Origin of the sequence: Sphingomonas sp. (genome assembly GCF_964263785.1) — a bacterium.
Lineage (GTDB): Bacteria > Pseudomonadota > Alphaproteobacteria > Sphingomonadales > Sphingomonadaceae > Sphingomonas.
The window spans coordinates 1-17,868 of sequence record NZ_CAXVWL010000055.1 but is presented as its reverse complement, the minus strand read 5'-3'; the positions used below and the strand labels follow the sequence as shown (position 1 = coordinate 17,868).

Annotated in this window: 13 protein-coding genes and 1 pseudogene; 4 read left to right on the top strand and 10 right to left on the bottom strand. The window is 67.3% G+C overall.

Annotation, left to right across the window (positions count from 1 at the left end):
- The first annotated feature begins 186 nt into the window (after positions 1–186).
- Together ACE5C1_RS07620 and ACE5C1_RS07615 are read left to right on the top strand one after the other, a co-directional pair.
- Entirely contained in the window at positions 187–3,456 is a 3,270-nt protein-coding gene (locus tag ACE5C1_RS07620) for a TonB-dependent receptor domain-containing protein (protein ID WP_374943463.1), read from the top strand.
- Positions 3,457–3,512: 56 nt separating this feature from the next.
- Complete coding sequence (locus ACE5C1_RS07615) at positions 3,513–4,520, top strand: 2OG-Fe(II) oxygenase (RefSeq protein ID WP_374943462.1); 1,008 nt, start codon at positions 3,513–3,515, stop codon at positions 4,518–4,520.
- 9 nt (positions 4,521–4,529) lie between these two features.
- On the opposite strand, the gene alr is transcribed toward ACE5C1_RS07615, so the two are convergent.
- From alr to ACE5C1_RS07600, 3 genes are all read right to left on the bottom strand, one after another.
- On the bottom strand, positions 4,530–5,591 hold the full coding sequence (gene alr / locus ACE5C1_RS07610) for an alanine racemase (RefSeq protein ID WP_374943461.1): 1,062 nt from the start codon (positions 5,589–5,591) through the stop codon (positions 4,530–4,532).
- Between the two features lie 136 nt (positions 5,592–5,727).
- Entirely contained in the window at positions 5,728–7,305 is a 1,578-nt protein-coding gene (locus ACE5C1_RS07605) for an MFS transporter (RefSeq protein WP_374943460.1), read from the bottom strand.
- A gap of 201 nt (positions 7,306–7,506) precedes the next feature.
- Positions 7,507–8,208, bottom strand: a complete 702-nt coding sequence (locus ACE5C1_RS07600; RefSeq protein WP_374943459.1) for a murein L,D-transpeptidase catalytic domain family protein — start codon at positions 8,206–8,208, stop codon at positions 7,507–7,509.
- 203 nt (positions 8,209–8,411) lie between these two features.
- Here ACE5C1_RS07600 and ACE5C1_RS07595 point away from each other — a divergent pair, with 203 nt between their 5' ends.
- Positions 8,412–9,026, top strand: coding sequence for a L,D-transpeptidase family protein (locus ACE5C1_RS07595; protein WP_374943458.1), 615 nt, complete (start codon positions 8,412–8,414; stop codon positions 9,024–9,026).
- A 7-nt stretch (positions 9,027–9,033) separates the two neighbouring features.
- Here the strand turns inward: ACE5C1_RS07595 and ACE5C1_RS07590 are convergent, their stop codons facing one another.
- Together ACE5C1_RS07590 and ACE5C1_RS07585 are read right to left on the bottom strand one after the other, a co-directional pair.
- A complete protein-coding gene (locus tag ACE5C1_RS07590; RefSeq protein ID WP_374943534.1) occupies positions 9,034–10,938 on the bottom strand; it encodes a tetratricopeptide repeat protein in 1,905 nt (634 codons plus the stop codon).
- Positions 10,939–11,564: 626 nt separating this feature from the next.
- Positions 11,565–12,689, bottom strand: a complete 1,125-nt coding sequence (locus ACE5C1_RS07585) for a DUF3857 domain-containing protein (RefSeq protein WP_374943457.1) — start codon at positions 12,687–12,689, stop codon at positions 11,565–11,567.
- A gap of 132 nt (positions 12,690–12,821) precedes the next feature.
- Here ACE5C1_RS07585 and ACE5C1_RS07580 point away from each other — a divergent pair, with 132 nt between their 5' ends.
- Positions 12,822–14,132 (top strand): glycoside hydrolase family 130 protein, encoded by a 1,311-nt coding sequence (locus ACE5C1_RS07580; protein ID WP_374943456.1) that lies wholly within the window; start codon positions 12,822–12,824, stop codon positions 14,130–14,132.
- Positions 14,133–14,439: 307 nt separating this feature from the next.
- Here ACE5C1_RS07580 and ACE5C1_RS07575 read toward each other — a convergent pair whose 3' ends face one another.
- The 5 genes and pseudogenes from ACE5C1_RS07575 to ACE5C1_RS07555 form a co-directional block, all read right to left on the bottom strand.
- Entirely contained in the window at positions 14,440–15,063 is a 624-nt protein-coding gene (locus tag ACE5C1_RS07575; RefSeq protein WP_374943455.1) for a hypothetical protein, read from the bottom strand.
- 11 nt (positions 15,064–15,074) lie between these two features.
- Positions 15,075–15,683 carry a PD-(D/E)XK nuclease family protein gene (locus tag ACE5C1_RS07570; protein ID WP_374943454.1) on the bottom strand — a complete coding sequence of 203 codons (609 nt, stop codon included), beginning with the start codon at positions 15,681–15,683 and terminating at the stop codon, positions 15,075–15,077.
- A gap of 292 nt (positions 15,684–15,975) precedes the next feature.
- Positions 15,976–17,049 (bottom strand): type I restriction endonuclease, encoded by a 1,074-nt coding sequence (locus ACE5C1_RS07565; RefSeq protein ID WP_374943453.1) that lies wholly within the window; start codon positions 17,047–17,049, stop codon positions 15,976–15,978.
- Positions 17,050–17,160: 111 nt separating this feature from the next.
- A complete protein-coding gene (locus tag ACE5C1_RS07560) occupies positions 17,161–17,556 on the bottom strand; it encodes a hypothetical protein (RefSeq protein WP_374943452.1) in 396 nt (131 codons plus the stop codon).
- Positions 17,557–17,627: 71 nt separating this feature from the next.
- Positions 17,628–17,868, bottom strand: a pseudogene (locus ACE5C1_RS07555) (RTX toxin); the annotation flags it as partial.

Sequence of the window (17,868 nt, the reverse complement as noted above, 5' to 3'; positions counted from 1 at the left end):
CTAAGCTCATGTTCGCGCACGATTGATGTCGCATGACTGCGGCTGGGGTCGTTGCTGTGACATCTCGATGACAGCATGACATATAAATGAACGTCGGATTAATGTTTTGCTTGCTCGCGCGGCTTCGACCAACCCATTCTGCACCTCGGACCCGTCGCGAAGACTGGCCGTCAAATGGGGTATTCGATGAAGCTCACCACCTTGCTCTCGGCGACCGCGCTCGTCGGCCTGACCATGATCGCGGCGCCGGGCATCGCTCGCGCGCAGGCCAGCCAGCCGGCTGAGGCCGGGCAGGACGTTTCTGCCAGCGGTGTCGAGACGGAAGATGAAACCAACACCGTTGTCGTCACCGGATCGCGCATTCGCCGTCCCAACGACGATTCCGCGCTTCCGATCACCTCGGTCACCGCTGCCGAGATTTTCGAGACGGGGCGCATCTCGGTTGGCGACGTACTCAACGATCTGCCGCAGTTGCGCACCTCGCTGGGTTCGCAGAACTCGACCGGCGGTCTCGGCACGCGCGGCCTGAACTTCCTCGATCTGCGTGGCCTTGGGCGTGCCCGCACATTGACGCTCATCAACGGGCGCCGTCAGGTTTCCGCCGACATCGTCAACGGCGTCTTTTCGGGCCAGGGTTCGTCGGTCGACATCAATACCATTCCGACCGACCTCATCGAGCGCGTCGACATCGTCACCGGTGGTACCTCGTCGATCTACGGTTCGGACGCGATCGCAGGCGTGGTCAATTTCGTTCTCAAGGACAATTACGACGGCACACAGCTGCACGCCCAGACCGGCGTCAGCAAATATGGCGATGCGGGTAATCAATATATCTCGGCGCTGGTCGGCAAGAACTTTGCCGAAGGTCGCGGTAACATCGCGCTGAACGCCGAATTCGCGCATCAGGAGGATTATTACGCCTCCGGACGACCCAACCTGCGCCAGAACGACACATTCGTCGTGGTCGATCAAGACGTCGGCGCACCTTCGGACGACGTCAAGGACCGCATCTTCTATCGTGACCTACGCAGCGCGACGATCTCGCCCGGCGGTCAGCTCGGCTTTCGCTACGCCAACGCTCCGACCGCGCCCTGCGGCGTCGATTCGGCGGGTAGTTCGTTCACCTGCGGCTTCCTGTTCCAGCCCAACGGTGCGCTGGTGCCGCAAACCGGGCTGCGTGTCGGTCTGGGTCCCAACGGCAATTACATCGGCGGCAACGGGCAGACCGGGCGCGAAGGCCAATTGCTCGTGCTGTCGCCCGATCTGAAGCGCTACGTCGTCAACCTGCTCGGCCATTTCGAGATCGCGCCGGCGTTCGTTCCGTTCGTCGAAGCCAAATACGTCCGCACCGAGGCGTCGGGCTCGCAGAGCGGACCGCTGTTTTCCCAGGGTACCACGCTGAGCGGCTTCGGCAGCAATACCGCCATCGCGGGCTTCAACGACCGGTCTTACGTGAACGCGGGCGGCACCACGGTGAACCGTGAAGGCATCCGCCTCGACAACCCCTATCTTGCGGCGCTCCCCAGCGCGCAGGCGACGATCCGCCAGCAGCTGACGGCGGCGATCAATTCCGGCGTCAACCCGAACACCGGTACCGCGTTCGGCACGACCGCGGCAGGCCTCGCCAACCAGGCGGCGTCGCTTGCCCAGGTGCAGGCGGGCACCTACCGCTTTTCGCTGCGCCGCAACTACCTCGATCTCGGCATCCGGGACGAGCAGATCAAGCGCGACACCTACCGTGTGGTGGCGGGCATCCGCGGCGATTTCTTCGACGACTTCAATTACGAACTGTCGGCCAACTACGGTCGGCATAAAGAGTCGAATGTGATCACCGGCAACGTCAACGTGCAACGCTTCCTGCTCGCGAACGACACGACGACCAATGCCGCGGGTCAGATCGTCTGCCGCGCGCAGGTCGACCCTGCCTATGCTGGCACCGACCGCGGTGGCAATCCCGCGCAACTGGCGCAGGACATCGCATCGTGCGTTCCGCTCAACCCGTTCGGCGAAGGTTCGGTCAGCAACGCGACGCGTGCGTATCTGACGACCCCGACCCTTGCGGTCGGCAAGGCGACCCAGTTCGTCGCCAGCGGTTTCGTCGCGGGCAACCTTGGCAAGCTGTTCTCGCTGCCGGGCGGCCCGATCGCCTTCTCGTTCGGCGGCGAGTATCGACGCGAGACGCTGTCCTACGATCTGGATGACCTTACCCAGTCCGGCTACGCCTTCTACAACGCCCTGCCGGCGTTCACCGCACCCTCGTTCAAGGTCAAGGAAGCCTTTGCCGAAGTGTCGGTGCCGCTGATCAAGGACGTCTTCCTGCTGCAGGAACTCACCGTCCACGGGTCCGGCCGCATTGCCGATTACAAGGGCGCGACCGGCACGGTCTATGCCTACAGCGGCGATGCGACCTGGCGTCCGGTCAGCGATCTGCTGCTGCGCGGCGCCTATTCGCGTTCGGTCCGTGCGCCGTACATCGGTGCGCTGTATGCGGCGCAAAGCCAGAATTTCACGCCCGCGCCCGCCGATCCCTGCGCGGCGCGCAACATCGGCACCGGCTCGGCGACCCGCGCCGCCAATTGCGCGGCGGCTGGGCGTCCGGCCGATTACGACTTCGTCTACACCTCGTCGCTCGAGATCAGGAGCGGCGGAAACCCGAACCTGGAGGCGGAGAAGTCCAATTCGATCACGCTCGGCGGCGTGTTCCAGCCGCGCTTCGTGCCCGGCCTGACGATCTCGTCGGATTATTACAACATCGAGGTCAACAACGTCATCACCGCAGTGGGTGCGCAGCAGATCCTCAACCTGTGCTACGACGCCCCGACGCTGGACAATCCGTTCTGCGGTCTGTTCCAGCGGGCAGGCGCTGCCGGTGGCCCGCGCAGCGAGCAGCCGTTCCGCGTTCTGGAGGGCTCGCTGCTCCAGTCATCGGCGAACTTTGCCAAGCTGAAGACACGGGGCATCGACACCAACATCGCCTACAATCACCGGTTCGGCTGGGGTCAGGTCAGCCTCAAGGGCGTCTGGACCCACGTCATCCAGAACGACAGCTTTACGGATCCGGCACGTCCGAAGTTCAAGAACGTGATAACGGACGAACTGGGCGATCCCTCCGATGCCTTCAACATCAGCACGGACGTGAAGATCGGCCATTTCTCCTTTGGTCATACCTTCCGCTGGTTGGATAAGATGTACCTGAATACGTGGGAAGACTATAACAGCGTCAACGGACAGCCTGCGCAGAATCCGGATTATGCGGAAATCGAGAAATATCCGGTGACCACCTATCACGACGTTCGCGTCAGTTATGAGGTCAACGACAAGTTCGACATGAACCTGGGTATCGTCAACGTCGGCAACAAGAAGCCGCCATATGGATTGACGGGCGTCGGCGCTGCTTCCGGTATCTACGATAACCGCGGTCGCTTCTTCTTCGCAGGCGCCACCGCAAAGTTCTGAATGCGCTTGTGAGCATGTAGCGATAAAAGGGCCGGGGTCATTCCCGGCCCTTTTTCATGACGGAGAGCGCCACGGTGGCGACAGCGGACGATTGCGTGACCCAGGCGGCCCGGCTCGCCGGTGCCGGCCGGGTGCGCGATGCCGAACAGTCTCTCCTTGCCGGCGCGCGCGCCGGAAACCTCGCCGCCGCGATGCAATTGGCGGTCTGGAACCTCGTCGGGCATCCGCTTCCGCGCAACCTCCCCCAGGCACGGCAGATCCTGCGTCAGGCCGCGGCGGGCGGGCACCTCGACGCTGCGCTGATGGAGGTGGCGCTCACCGCCAACGGTAGCGGCGGCCCGGCCGATTGGCGCGCCGCCCTTGCCCTGTTGGCCACGGCTGCGCGGAGCGACGACATGGCCCGCCGACAGCTTGAATTATTGACGAAGATGGACCTCGACGCCGCCGGGGCGCCGCGCACTATGCCCGCGGCCGAACGGCTCAGCGCTGCGCCAGATGTCGTCCGCTACCACCGGCTGCTTTCGCCCGCGGAATGCGCCCATGTCACCGCCGCAGTGCACGACCTCCTCGAACCCTCCTATGTCGTGGATCCCCAGAGCGGACGCCATGTCGCACATCCCATCCGCACCTCGGACGGCGCGGTGATCGGGCCGACCCGCGAGGATCTGGTGATCCGCGCGATCAACCGCCGAATCGCGGCGATCAGCGACACCGACATCGACCAGGGAGAGGCGCTCTCCGTCCTGCGCTACCGGCCCCCGCAGCAATTCCGCATGCACCACGACGCGATCGGCGGCGTCGCCAATCAGCGCGTAAAGACCGTTCTCGTGTATCTCAACGACGGCTTCGCGGGCGGCGAAACGTATTTTCCCGCCGCCGATCTGACCATTTCACCCGCGCAGGGCGACGCGGTCCTGTTCGTCAACGCAGATGCCGCCGGACTCCCCGATCCGCTCGCCAATCACGCCGGGCTGCCGGTCCGGGCGGGTGTCAAATGGCTGGCGACCCGCTGGATCCGCGCGCACCCGATCGATCCGTGGAACCTGGCCGGCACCGCGAACTGACCGGGGCGGTTATCCCCAAAACCGCGCATACCGCACGCCCAAGGACGTCAGCAGCTCATATTGCGACTGTCCCGACGCCGCCGCCGCCGCCGGCAACGCAAAGTCGATACCCACCCGGTCGCCCTCGGCCAGCTCCGGCGCTTCCGTCACGTCGATCACGGTCAAATCCATCGACACTCGCCCGATCACCGGCAGCGCGATGCCCTGCGCCCGTGCGCACCCGCGATCCGAAAAGCCGCGGAAATACCCATCGGCATAGCCGAGGTTGAGGATCGCCACCTCGGTATCCGCGCGCGCGACCCACGTCGCATTATACCCCACGCTCTCCCCCGCGCGCACCCGCCGCCGCTGGAGGATCTCCGCCTCGGGCCACGCCACCTGCGCGATGACGTTTGACAGCTCGCCCCGCGGCACCCCGCCGTACAGCGCCAGCCCGGGCCGCACGAGATCGAAGGCATAATCCGCCCCGAGCGCGATCCCCGCCGAATTGGCGAGACTGCGCCGCCGCGCCTTCACCCCCGCCGCGACGCCTGCGAACGCAGTCCGCTGGCGCGCGTTCATCGCGTCGTCCCCGTCTGCGTCCACGTCCGCACACGCCAGATGGCTCATCACCGTATCGATCGCGAGCCCGTCGAGCAGCCCCGCTGCGACCTCGTCGCACGATACACCCAGCCGGTTCATCCCCGTGTCGACCATCACGTCGCACACGCCGCCGCCTGCATCGCGCCAGCGCGCCACCTGCACGGCGCTGTTGAGCACCGGCCGCGCATACCCGCCGCGCGCCGCCGCCATGTCGGCATCACGCACCCCGTGCAGCACCGATACCGACAGCCCCAGCGGCGCCAGCACCGCGGCTTCGGCCCAGGTCGCGACAAAGAAATCGCGGGCCCCCGCGCCCGCCAGACGCCGCGCCACCTCGGTCGCGCCCAAGCCATAGCCATCGGCCTTCACCGCCGCCCCGCACGCCGCAGACCCGCTCAGCCGGTCGAGCGCGCGCCAATTGGCGACCAGCGCCGCCCCATCGAGGCGCAAGAGCGACGGCGCGTCGGGCGTCACCGGACCGTACGCCACCCGTTCGGCACCACCGCAGCGCCAGTGCTGCCGGGCAAGGACATCCCCGCGCGCGCCAGCCGCGCCGACAGATCGACGGCCCGCCGCGCCGCAGTCGCAAGGGAGGGACGTGCAAGAGAGATCGCCGACACCCGCGTCACGCCCGGGTCTTCTGCGGTTCCTGCAGCCCGAACGCGGTCACGACCAGCGCCAGCGCCACTACGCCCCAGGTATACCACAGCCCCGCATAGGGATCGCCCGTCCGCGCGACGATGTACTGGGAGATGAACGGCAGGAAGCCGCCGAAATACCCGGTCCCCAGATGATAGGGGATCGACAGCGAACTGTAGCGGATCGCAGGCGGGAACATCTCGGACAACAGCGCCGCGACGGGGCCATAGGTCACCCCCGACAATGCGCCCAGCATCAGGATCAGCGCCAGGATCGTCAGCAGGTTCGCGAGGGGCGGCACCACCGGCGCCAGATCGTACCCCGCCTGCGCCAGTGCCGCGTCGACCCCGGCCGGGCTATGATCGGGCACCGGCACCCCGCCGATCGATAGCACCGTGCCCGGTGTCCGCCGGGTGCTGTAGGCCACCCCCTTCTTCGACAAATGGTCGAGCAATTGCCCGCACGCATCGCCCTGTTCCTTGGCGAACGGCGAATACGCGCAATGCGGCCCCGACACGATCACCGGCGCCGCGCGCGCCGCCTGCGCCAGTTCCGGATTGGCCGCCGCGCCCAGCCCCCAGAAGATCGGGAACAGCAACACCAGTGTCGCGGCATAGCCCCACACGATCGGCCGCTTGCGCCCGATCCGGTCGGACAGCCGCCCGAAGCCGACAAAGAACACCAGCCCGAGCAGCGCGCCCGCACCCGCGATCAGCTGCGCGGTCGTCTCCTCCACCCGCATCGCGCCTTGCAGGAACGACAGCACGGTGAACATCGCGGTGTACCAGACCACCGTCAGCCCCGCCGCGATGCCGAACAGCGCCACGACCATGCGCTTCAGATTGCCCGGATAGGTGAAGCTTTCCAGGATCGGGTTCTTCGCCCGCTCGCCGGCCGCGCGCATCGCGGTGAACACCGGGCTCTCCGACAGCTTCAGCCGCATCCAGAGCGAGATCGCGAGCAGCAGCAGCGAGAACAGGAACGGCACCCGCCACCCCCAATCCTGCCACACCGCCGCAGGCAGCACCCCCTTGGTCACCAGCACGACGGCCAGGCTCAGCACGAAGCCGCCGACCACGCCTGCCTGGATGAAGCTGGTGTAGAAACCGCTCTTGCCCGGCGGCGAATGCTCGGCGACGTACACCGCCGCGCCGCCATATTCGCCGCCCAGCGCCAGCCCCTGCGCGATCCGCAGCAGCAGCACCAGCGCCGGCGCGGCAAAGCCGATCGCCGCGGCGGAGGGCACCAGTCCGACGCCCGCGGTCGCCACCCCCATCAGCGCGATCGTGACGAGAAACGTATATTTGCGACCCAGCCGGTCGCCCAGATACCCGAACAGCACCGCCCCCAGCGGTCGAAACCCGAACCCGACCGCAAACCCGGCCCACGCGAGCAGGGTCTGGACGATCTCGTTTCCCGCCGGAAAGAACGTCCGCCCGATGATCCCCGACGCCGCCAGCGTGCCGTAGATGAAGAAGTCATACCATTCGAACACCGTGCCCAGCGACGACGCGGTGATGACCAGCCGGATATCCGCCGGCGACGGCTGTGCGCTGTGATCCATCGGGCCTCCCTTGGAGGCTCTCCTAACGCTGTTGGACAGAAAGGCGAAGCCTCCCTGGTACCTCCCCGCAACGGGGAGGGGTACCGCCGCGAAGCGGTGGTGGAGGGGCAGCCACAAACAGTGCAGCCCACGGAACTGCCCCACCACCACCGGGCTGCGCCCGGCGGTCCCCCTCCCCGCTCCGGGGAGGAAAAAAGTCTACTAGACCTTGGTCGCGTAGATCATCCGCCCTTCGCCCAGCCGGGCGAACATCTCGGCCAGGTCGCTTTCCCCGACCGCAAAACACCCTTGGCTGCGCCCCAGCATCCCGTGGGTGCGCAGCATGTCCTTGTTGGCATACCACGCCGCATGCACCACGATGGCGCGGCTCAGCGCATTGTCGTTGGTCGGATCGAGCCCGATCAGCCGCTGCGACCGGCCGTGCTTGCCGACATAATAATCGGCCGCCAGGAACGCCCCTTCGCACGACGCATTCGATCCGGACTGATTGGAGAAGCGCGCCAGATAGCCGGTGTGCGCGGGGTCCGATCCGCTGCCATGCGCGACCAGCAGCGAGGTGCTGCGCCCACTGGCGATATCGAGGAAATGCAGCCGCGGCTGCGACGATGGCGCCGCGAAGTCGACGATCGCGATGCGGTCGCGCTTCACCCGGTCGCCGTGCCGCTGAAGCGAAGCGAGCGCGCGGCGCAGCAGTTCGGGCCGCACCACCTTGGAACTCGTGAGCACCGGCGCGGCATGGCCGGGCACCGGCGGCTGCGACATCGGCTTCAGGTCGCGCGACGTCAAACGCGCCATTTTCTGCGCCGCAGACACCGCACCGGGCACCGCCAGCAGGCTGCCCAGCACCAGGCCGTTCTTGACCAAGGCACGCCGGTCGCGCGCCGCTTCGCCCATCTCGCTCATCGATATCCTTGTAAGATCGCCCTGTCCGCCCGCTCCACATAGCATCGAAGACGTTAAATTTCGCCCGCGATCTCCGTCGGTTGCGGGCATATCCGGAATTTCGCCGCGCGATTCCAACGCTTCGTCGGCACACACGCGGGAACTCGAAGCCGGGGTCTGCGCGTTGATTCGCCGACATTGTACAGGCGTCAGGAGTATCGACGATGAAGGGTTGGGCAATCGCAATGGTGCTGATCGGCGCCACCATTACCGGCACCGCGCACGCCGAGGATGGCGCGCCCGCGGCCGGGCTGACCGCGGCGACGGCATCCGCGGTCGCCCCCAACCGCTTCGTCTGGGCCGACACCGTCCCGAACATCGGCGCCGATCCGGTCAGCGTGGTCGTCAGCATCGCCGACCAGCGCGCCTATGTCTACCGCGGGCAGGCACTGATCGCGGTCTCCAGCGTGTCGACCGGCAAGGAGGGCAAGGGCACGCCCGCGGGCACCTATCCGATCCTCCAGAAGGAGGCGGACCACAAATCCAACCTCTACGACGCCGCGCCGATGCCGTTCATGCAGCGGCTGACCTGGGACGGCATTGCGCTCCACGCCGGCCGCAACCCCGGTTTCCCCGCCAGCCACGGCTGCGTGCGGATGCCCGCCGCCTTCGCCAGGAAGCTCTTCGGCATCACCTCGGTCGGCAGCACCGTGACCGTGATGGACGAATCTTTCGTCCCCGGCGACGACTGGGTGCCCGAATCCGCCGCCCCGGCGGAGCCCGATGCCGGGACCACCCACGCCAACACACTGCAACTCGCGTCGCTGGAGCGCCAGTAGCGCGCGGTCAGAGCGTCACGCCGTAGCGCGCGAACTGCTCGCGTACGTCCGGGTCGATCTTCACTGCGGCCGCCGCGTCGGCCGCAGACCGGGCCTTGTCCCCCTTGCGCGCCCAGGCGACCGCACGGCCGAACCGTGACCCGGCCAGGTCAGGGCTCTTGGCCAGCGCCCGGTCGTAGTCCGCGGTCGCGGCGTCCAGCCGACCCAGACGCAGCAGCGCCAGTCCCCGGCTGTCGAGGAAACCTGCCACATCGGGCGCCATCTTCAATGCCGCGTCGCAATCCGCCAACGCCGATTCCAACGCCACCCCCGAAGTCGCCTTCGCCCAGCACATGTTGTTGAGCGACGTCGCATCGTCCGCCTTCACCCGCGCCGCCGCAAAGTCGCTGTCCGCGCGCTTGCCGTCGCCACTGCGCGCATAGGCGATGCCGCGCCCGGTCAACAGATTGGGGTCCGCGGGAGCGCGCTCCAATGCTGCGGTATAGATTGCAATCGCACCGGGCGCGTCGCCGCCCTCGGCCTGCAACTCCGCCTTGGCCGAGATCGCCGGGAGAAATCCGGGCTCCAGCTTCAGCGCGGCGTCCAGATCGGCACGCCGCGCTGGCACATCGGCCCTGGGGCGTGCGTAACTGCGGTTGAGGTACACATACGCCTCGGGTTTGATCGCGATCGCGCGATCATAGGCGCGCATACCCTCCGCATCCTTATGCAAGGCGACGTAGATGTTTGCCGCCGTCACCTGCGCATAGACGTCCTTGGGATTGGCGGCGGCGACCGCCGCGGCTTCGCCCAGTGCCGCCTCCTGCTTGCCCTGGCCCCGAAAGATGTTGGCGCGCAGCAGATACATCTGCGCCCACCCAGGCGACTGGCCGATCGCTGCCGCCGCATCGCGCAGCGCCGCGGCATCGTCGCCGGCCGCACGCTCGGCCTCCGCCCGGTGGCCCAGCGCGAAGCCGTTCGCCGGTTCGATCGCGAGTGCGCGAGTGTATGCCGCGATCGCCTCGCGCGGCGCGCCCCTCCGCTCCGCCAGCAGGCCACGCCCGCGAAACACGACCGCGTTTTCCGGGTCGATCGCCGCTGCCGCATCCAGGTCCTTTGCCGCAGCCGCGTCATCCCCCGTCCAGGCACGCGCCATTCCGCGGTTTGCAAGTGCCCATGCGTTCTTCGGATCGAGCGCGTGGGCACTGTCGAAATCCTTGAGCGCGGCGTCGTAACGCTCGCCCTCGAGCATCAGATTGCCCCGGCCGACATAACCCGCCGCATCGTCCGGGCTGGCGGCGATCGCCGCGGTCAGGTCCGCTTCCGCATGCTCCCGGTCGCCACGCGCCACATAGGCCGCCGCACGCTGCTGCAAGGCGTAGCCGTTGCCGGGCTCGCTCTGGAGCGCCTTGGTATAGGCGGCGATCGCCTCCCCGGGGCGCTGCTCCAAGTCGGCGAGCATGCCGCGACCGATGAACACCTGGACATACGCCGGATCGATCGCCGCCGCCTTGTCCAGATCGGTCCGCGCCCCCGCCAGGTCGCCGAGCTGGATGCGGGTGATCGCGCGATTGGACCACGCCCAGACGCTGCCCGGATCGAGCTCGATCGCCTTGCCGTAATCGGCCACCGCCTCCTTGCGCATGCCGCGGCCGACGAACAGACTGGCGCGCTCGCCATAGTCGTGGGAGGTCGCCGGGGTCGCGGCGCTCGCCGCCGCGACCTCCTTCTCGGTCGCTTCGTACCCCAGCGGCTTGCGCAGCTTCGCCGGATGATCGGCCAGCGTGCGCAGCGCCGCCTGCGCGGCGGGCGCGTCGGCGGCGGCGAACTCGGCCACGACCGCGCGCTCGCTCTTCTCGATCGTGAACACGTCGCCCGCGATTCCGGCATGGCGGCGATAGTGGATGCCGGCGGTCGTCTGGTCCACCTCCATGCCCACCCCCAGCTTGAAGTCGCCGCGCCCCTTGGGCAGGAGGATCGTCTCCTGCGTGCGGGTGAAATAGGGGTAGGGCACCGCAAACGGCGCGTCGCGGTCGGGGCCGGCATCGCGCGCGAAGTCCGCCCGGTAGCCGACGCCGGTGCTGTCGGTTTCATACGCGCCGCCGGACCAGTCCATCTTGGCCACGCCCTCCATCGTCAGCCGCTCCTCGCCGGTCTTCGCGTCGAACGCGGCGTTGGCGGTCTTCACCTCGATGAAGTCGTACTGCCCCTTCCAATATTCCCTCAGCGCGCGGTCGCGCGCGTCCGCCGCCAGGTTCGCCAGCCCGGCATTGGCGCCGACCGCCTCGTCGCCGCGCAGGATCGTCTCGACCCGCGCCGGGGCGGGTGCGCTCAGCCCTGCGGTCGCGTCGATGCGGATCGTCACGCTCTGCCCCGGCGTCTCCAGCGGCGCAGGCACCATCCGCACCAGCACGGCCCCGCGCGCCGCCACCGGCAGGCCCCAGCCGAACGCAGGCGTCGTCAGCCGGTCCAGCCCGGTATCGCCGCTCCGCGTACCGTCCAGCCAGTACGTCCGCCCCGCGATCGATGCGCGCACGAGCACATGGTTGAACAGCCCGATCATCGGCAGCCGTGCGTCCAGCCCGTCGCCATAGACCGTGCTGACCAGCACCGCATCGCTCTCGACGCCCAGCTCGTGGAGCAGCGCCAGCAGCAGCGCGGTCTTGGCCTTGCAATCGCCATAGCGCCGCGACCAGGTCGTGTCGGCATCCGCAGGCACCAGCCCACCCGCCCCCATCGCCAGCGCGACATAGCGGATACGGTCCTGCACCAGCGCGAGCGCAGCCTCGGCGCGCACCCGGGGATCGCTCGACGCGCCGCGAATGCGCTCCAGCTCCGCATGCAACGGACCCGCCGCAGGCAGCACCGCGGCCTGGCGAACAGCGGCGCCATCAGCGCGCTCAGATCGGCCCAGGACGCGAAGTCGGTCGATTCCACCAGTCGCCCGATCCGGTAGCGCGGCGGCGCGCCTTTCGGCGGCGCGACCGGCTCGACCCCGTCGGTCGTCCATTCGACATTGATCGTGCCCCCGGCCTTGACCGGCTTCGGCACGGCAAGGGACCCGGTCGCGCGCACCCTGACCGGAACCGCGGCGGGCCATTGCATGCGCAGATGCGCGCGGCCGATCGGAAAACCGTTCCACGCGCCCGCGATCGCCTCGACATGCCCCTGCATCACCGGGTCGCTCGACGTCACCGATGCCGCAAATTCCAGAATATCGCCGACCTGCAGCCCCTCGGGCTGAATGTTGGCGGTCAGCACGCCGTCCAGGGTCGCGCTCTCCATATTCTGCTCGCGCCTCACGACCGTGAACGTCTGCCCCGATGCCAGCACGTCGATCACCTGCGCGCCCCGCCGGATCAGCAGCTTGTGGACGCTCAGCACGTCGGTCTCGGGGCGCCACGGCACCGAGATGTTCCCCGCGGCGAGCCCCTGCGGAGTCTGGATCTTGAGCGTCAGCGCCGAATAGACCGTCTGCCGCCCGGGCTCCAGCGCCACCTGCTGGTCCGACAGCAGGACGCGGACCGCAGCCTCGTCGGCCTTTGCCGGTGCAGCCGCTGCGACCGGCTTCACCCAGGCCGGCGCGGGCCCGATCACCGGCTTGTCGGCAGGTGCCTTGTCCGCCGCATACGCGCCACTCGAAACCGCGGCCACTACCACCGCCGCAACCGTCATTCCCCGCATCGACATCCCCCATTGGCCGCAGCGTATCGTGGAACCGGTGCGCGGGGAACCGGGCTCGACCTTGATCTGCCGCAATTTCGGGAAGGACCGTGCGCCCATGCACCCCAAGCGCCGCTTACGCGTTGCGCCCGCATGACCGACATCCCACCAATCGTCCCCCTCACCCACCTCGACATCGCGCTGCGCCCCGATCCGATGCGCACCGTGATCCGCCCCTTCCTTCCCGCGGACCCCGACGGCTTCGTCGTCGCCGGGCACCCCCGCGCCGAACGGATCATCGCCCGCGTGCTCGCGATCCCTCCCGGCGAGCTCCATCTCGAGCTCGACCGCGTTCGCCAGTCGCTCGATCAGCGCCACCGCGACGTTCCAGAAATGCTCGAACGCCGCTTCGAAGGCGTCACCGCCATGGTTCCCGCGGGCGCCGAAGTCTCCGCCGACCAACGCACCCTGATCGGTGCCTATCTGAGCGCGGAATACAGTTTCGAGGCCGCCGCGCTCTTCAATCCCAGCGCGGTGCCCCATCCCGACCAGTCGAACCTGCCCGAAGGCGCGATGCGGATCGTCGTCAGCTTGCGCGGCATCGGCGAAGGCCACCTATCCTCGGTCACCTTCCGCACCGGCATCTGGGCGGCGGACGGCAGCCTCGCGATGGACCCGGCGAGCGAGACCGCGGTGCCGCCGATGTTCGACACGCCCGAGGGCTGGCACGACGGCGACACCATCCAGCTCGATTGCCGCGGCAGCCGCGAGCCCTCCGAAACCGTGCTGTTTCCCGTCCTCGACAGCCAGAGCCGCGGTATCGAGGACCTGCGCCTCACGCCCTTCGTCTATCCCGGACGCCCGAAGACCTATGCGGGCACCTACACCGCGCTCGGCAGCGCCGGCATCCGCCAGGAACTGCTCCAGACCGACAATTTCCGCACCTTCAAGATGCACCCGGTCAAGGGCGACCTCGCCAACGCAAAGGGCATGGCGCTGTTCCCCCGCCAGGTCGGCGGCCGTTTCCTGTCGGTCACGCGTCAGGACAACGAAAATCTGTGGCTGGCGACGTCGGACGATGTCTTCACGTGGGAACCGGCGGGCAAGCTGCTGGATCCCAAATACCCCTGGGAGATCGTCCAGATGGGCAATTGCGGATCGCCGCTGGAAATCGCTGAAGGGTGGCTGCTCCTCACCCACGGCGTCGGCGTCGTCCGCAACTATGCGATCGGTGCCGCGCTGCTCGACCGCGACGATCCCTCCAAGGTGCTCGGACGCCTGCCCCGCCCGCTGATGGAGCCCGGCCCCGAGGACCGCGACGGTTACGTCCCCAACGTCGTCTACAGCTGCGGCGGCATCGTCCGCGACCGCACCCTCCTGCTCCCCTACGGCATCGCCGACAATTATGCCGGCTTCGCGACGGTCAGCGTCGACGACCTGCTGGGGGCGATGGAGGCGCCGTGACCCGCGAAGCGCTCGAGGCGGAATGGCTCCACCTGACCCGCGTCGAGCTCCCCGCCCTGGCCACCGCCCGCAACTGGCCGGTCACTGCCGACCACTGCTTCCAGCGCATTCTCTTGGACTGCGCCTGCGGTGGTCGATGGTACGACACGATCAAGGGTCGCCCTGCCTACGTGCACGCTCCCGAGGCAATACTGACGGAAGCGTCTCTACTCGGCCGTGCGGCCATCGCAGGCGATACTGATATGCACGCATTGAACCGAAGGTCGCTGCGATGGCGAGCACGCCGGGCATCGACATCGTAAATCGGTCAACCTAGTTCGGCATTGGCTACCTCCCGCAAGCGGTCGAGTTCCGCGCCGGCGTTGATCGCGATTTCGACAGCTTGCACGAGCGGCTGCATGGCCTGATCGAAATCCTCTTCTTCGAAAGCCTTTACCAAAGCTTCGGGCTCGATCGTTACTGGCAGGTAGAGCCGACGGTCATCCTCCTCGTCAAATCGAAAACCATGTTGAAGCAGTTCTTCGACCAGCTTTCCATTTGCCTTCAGCAGCTTCTTCCAGCGCGCGACGCTGAACATATTTTGAGAAATCCATAGGGCAAGAGTCGCGCCGTTTTCACCGGTGCCGGTGAAGGTCGCAAGCCAACAGTTCTCACCGTCACCGCCTGGCGTCGTCCATTCGTCGAGACCGAGCCAGAACGTCGCATCTGGGTCAGCACTTCCGTCCAACCAAGTGCGCTTTGCCAACCATACAGACTCAATGCTCGCGTCGAACTCGGCGTACCAAGTGTCGTTTGAACCCGCTTTCTCGACGGCTTTGCCTGCCTCGGTCCAGACCCTCGGTCCCAGCACCTCGTCGGCGTGCTTCATAGCCGCCGCAATATCGCCGATGTTGCGGATCACGAGTGCATCGAGGCCTTGCTGTTCGGTCATCATTATCTCCCTCAGAAACGGGCCACGTGCCGCCCGAATGCGGCAACCAAGTAATCGGTGAATTCATAGTCGGCGCGGCGGCGCGGGACAGCCGCAGTCGCCGCTGTACGCACCGTCGACCAAGTCGCTCGGAGCACGTCGGGTCGCGATGGCGGGAAAGGAGCCAGCAGGATCACGACCGGCCGTTTGCACCGCCCGGCGGCGTTGTTTGTTACCGCGGCGACGTACCGATCCAATTGGCCGAGACCCTCGCCCGCGCCAATCTTGACCTCGATGCCAAGGACGTGGTGCACGGTTTCGATGACCAGATCGACCCGGTCCCGGCTGTCGCCTTCCGGGCAACATTCCGTCCGCACGGTGTAGCCCGCCGCTATTTCCTTCACTGTCGGTAGCACGGCCTGCGGGTCGTGGAGACGGCGCAGGAACGCGTTGAGGAACCTGATCGCGGTATCGCCCCCCTGCACAGGCGACCATAGTCCGGCCAGTACCGCAGCGTTACGCACCTCGTTGCGCTTCAGCCCCGCCATGGTCCACGGATTCACACCGAGTCCCTGGGTCCGTGCGGCACGGAGTGCCATGTTGAGGGGGTGGATCACCGGCGCCAGCCGCTCGACCGTCAACCCCGACGTATTCTGCTTGTGCCTCTGAGCGGGCCGCATCGTGCGCCATTTCCGAAGGAACGTGTCAAGGCGCCGAATGCGTGGATTGGTGCTTCGTTCGCGTTGCCAATGATCCAGGAAAGCAACAAGCCTCCCAGTTTGCTCGTGGTCCACATCTGTATTCGTCATAATATGTCCCGCGGCAAGGTCGGCAGAATTCCTCGCCCGTCGCTTGGCAAGCGGCATGGGAAGGCTCTGATTCCAAGCACGTCGCCAAGCTGTCCCGTGACGGCGGCGCGTCTGTCGGCGTAGTTCACCCCCCACCCCCCTCGAACTCCGCGATTCGCGCCACGATCGCCGCCTCCAGCTTGTACAGGTCGGTCAGTGCCGCCACCGGGTGCCGCACCTCCGCCTTGCCCGCGAACGTCCCCACGTAGCGCGTCGTCGGGCTGTTGAAATGCAGCCGCGCCAGCGTCTTGCGGTTGTTGTCGTCGAGCAGGATCGCGCAATAGCTCTTGGAATCGCGGATCACGACCCGTGACGGATCGACATGCCGCGCCGCGATCGCCTGAACGATGCGAAAGCCCGCGATCTCGTCGTCGGTGGTGATCACGCCGTCGCCGCTCGACGGATCGTCGGTCGCGCCGTCGGCGATCGTCACCGGTTCGGGATTTGCGACGTGGAGCGCGGACGTCAGCCGCTCGTTCACCCGGTCGCGGATCAGTTGCGCGATGGCGGCCGCGATCAGCGTGCCATATTGCTCGCGCATCGCTGCGGTCAGCTGCGCCGGGCTCACCCGCTTGGCGATCAGCCGCACCCACTCGTCGGAGGGCTGCGCGAACTCGCGGTCGATCTCGGCGCGGACCAGCGTCTCCAGCTTCAGCCGCCCGGCCTCGGCGATGATCGCGTCGATGTCGAACTGGCTGCGCGAGAACCGTTCCAGCGTTGCCGGATCGGTGCGGCGGATCGCGTCCATCGTAAAGCTGAAGAACGGCTGCCGGTCCATGATGTTGGGCTTCTCGGTATCGGTATAGAAGCGGTAAACGACGCCATTGGTCAGGATCGCCACCCGCGCCTCGGTGACGGAGAAGTAGCGGAACAGCTGCTCGGCGTGCTTCAGGTCCAAGTCGACGCTCGACGGCTTGCACTCGACCAGGATGTTGACCCGGCCTTCGGCGCAAAGCGCGTAGTCGACTTTCTCGCCCTTCTTCCCCGGCGTGTCGGCGGTGAACTCGGGGATCACTTCCGACGGATTGAACACGTCGTAGCCGAGCGCTCGGAAGAACGGCAGCACCAGCGCGGTCTTCGCCGCTTCCTCGGTCAGCAGCAGCTCGCGGTGCTGCGACGTGCGTTTCTCCAGCTCGACGAGCTTTGTGGCCAAGTCCATGCAGTCCCCCGGTGCGATCCCCCAGTGCGATCCCCCAGTGCGATCTCGGGCGCATCCTGAACCCAGCACTCCGCCGCGCAACCGGCATGCCTCCAGTATGGACCTACCCGGTCAGTCCGCCGGCGGCTTGGGCGGTCGAGCGAGCCCCGTCGCCAGCCCTTGGGCCCACCGCTCCAGCGCCGACGCCGCCGCGCCGATCACCCGCGCCGCCTCGGGGGGCAGGTTGATCGAGGGTGTCTCGAAATCAGGGGCATAGGCCGCACGCGGCTCGGGCGGAACGGGCGGCTCCGGCGGTACTGGCGGGGCGGGCGGAACCGGTCCGCGCGGCTTCGCCTCGCCCGCGATCGCGCCCGCCGCGGCGACCAGCACGCCCGCGAGCATCTGCCGCGCCGCGGGCGTCGCCACCTGCCGCGCCAGCACGGCGGCGATCCCCGCCACCTGCGGCGGCACCGCAAACGCGTCGTGCCCGCCGTGCGCCTTGTCCTTCTTGTGCTTTTTCTTGCCCATCGCGCGTCTCCTGTCGGTGTAACATAGGAGCAATACACGCAGCGGCAAGTCCCCGCTCACAGCACCCCACATCACAGCACGAAGTACGCCGCCTCCAGCTGGGTCGCGGCAACGGCGAACGCGAAGTCGGCCACTCCGTCGCCATCGAGGTCCGCAGACACCTGCGCCTGCCCGTTCACCACGTCGTAGCGCAGCTCGCCCGCGCTGCGCGTGAACGCCGCGGTGCCGATAAACGCGAACGCGTCGTCGCCGGCCCGGGTCGTCACGGCGTCGATCGCCGACAGGTCGATCCGGTCGCCCTCGCTCGCGCCG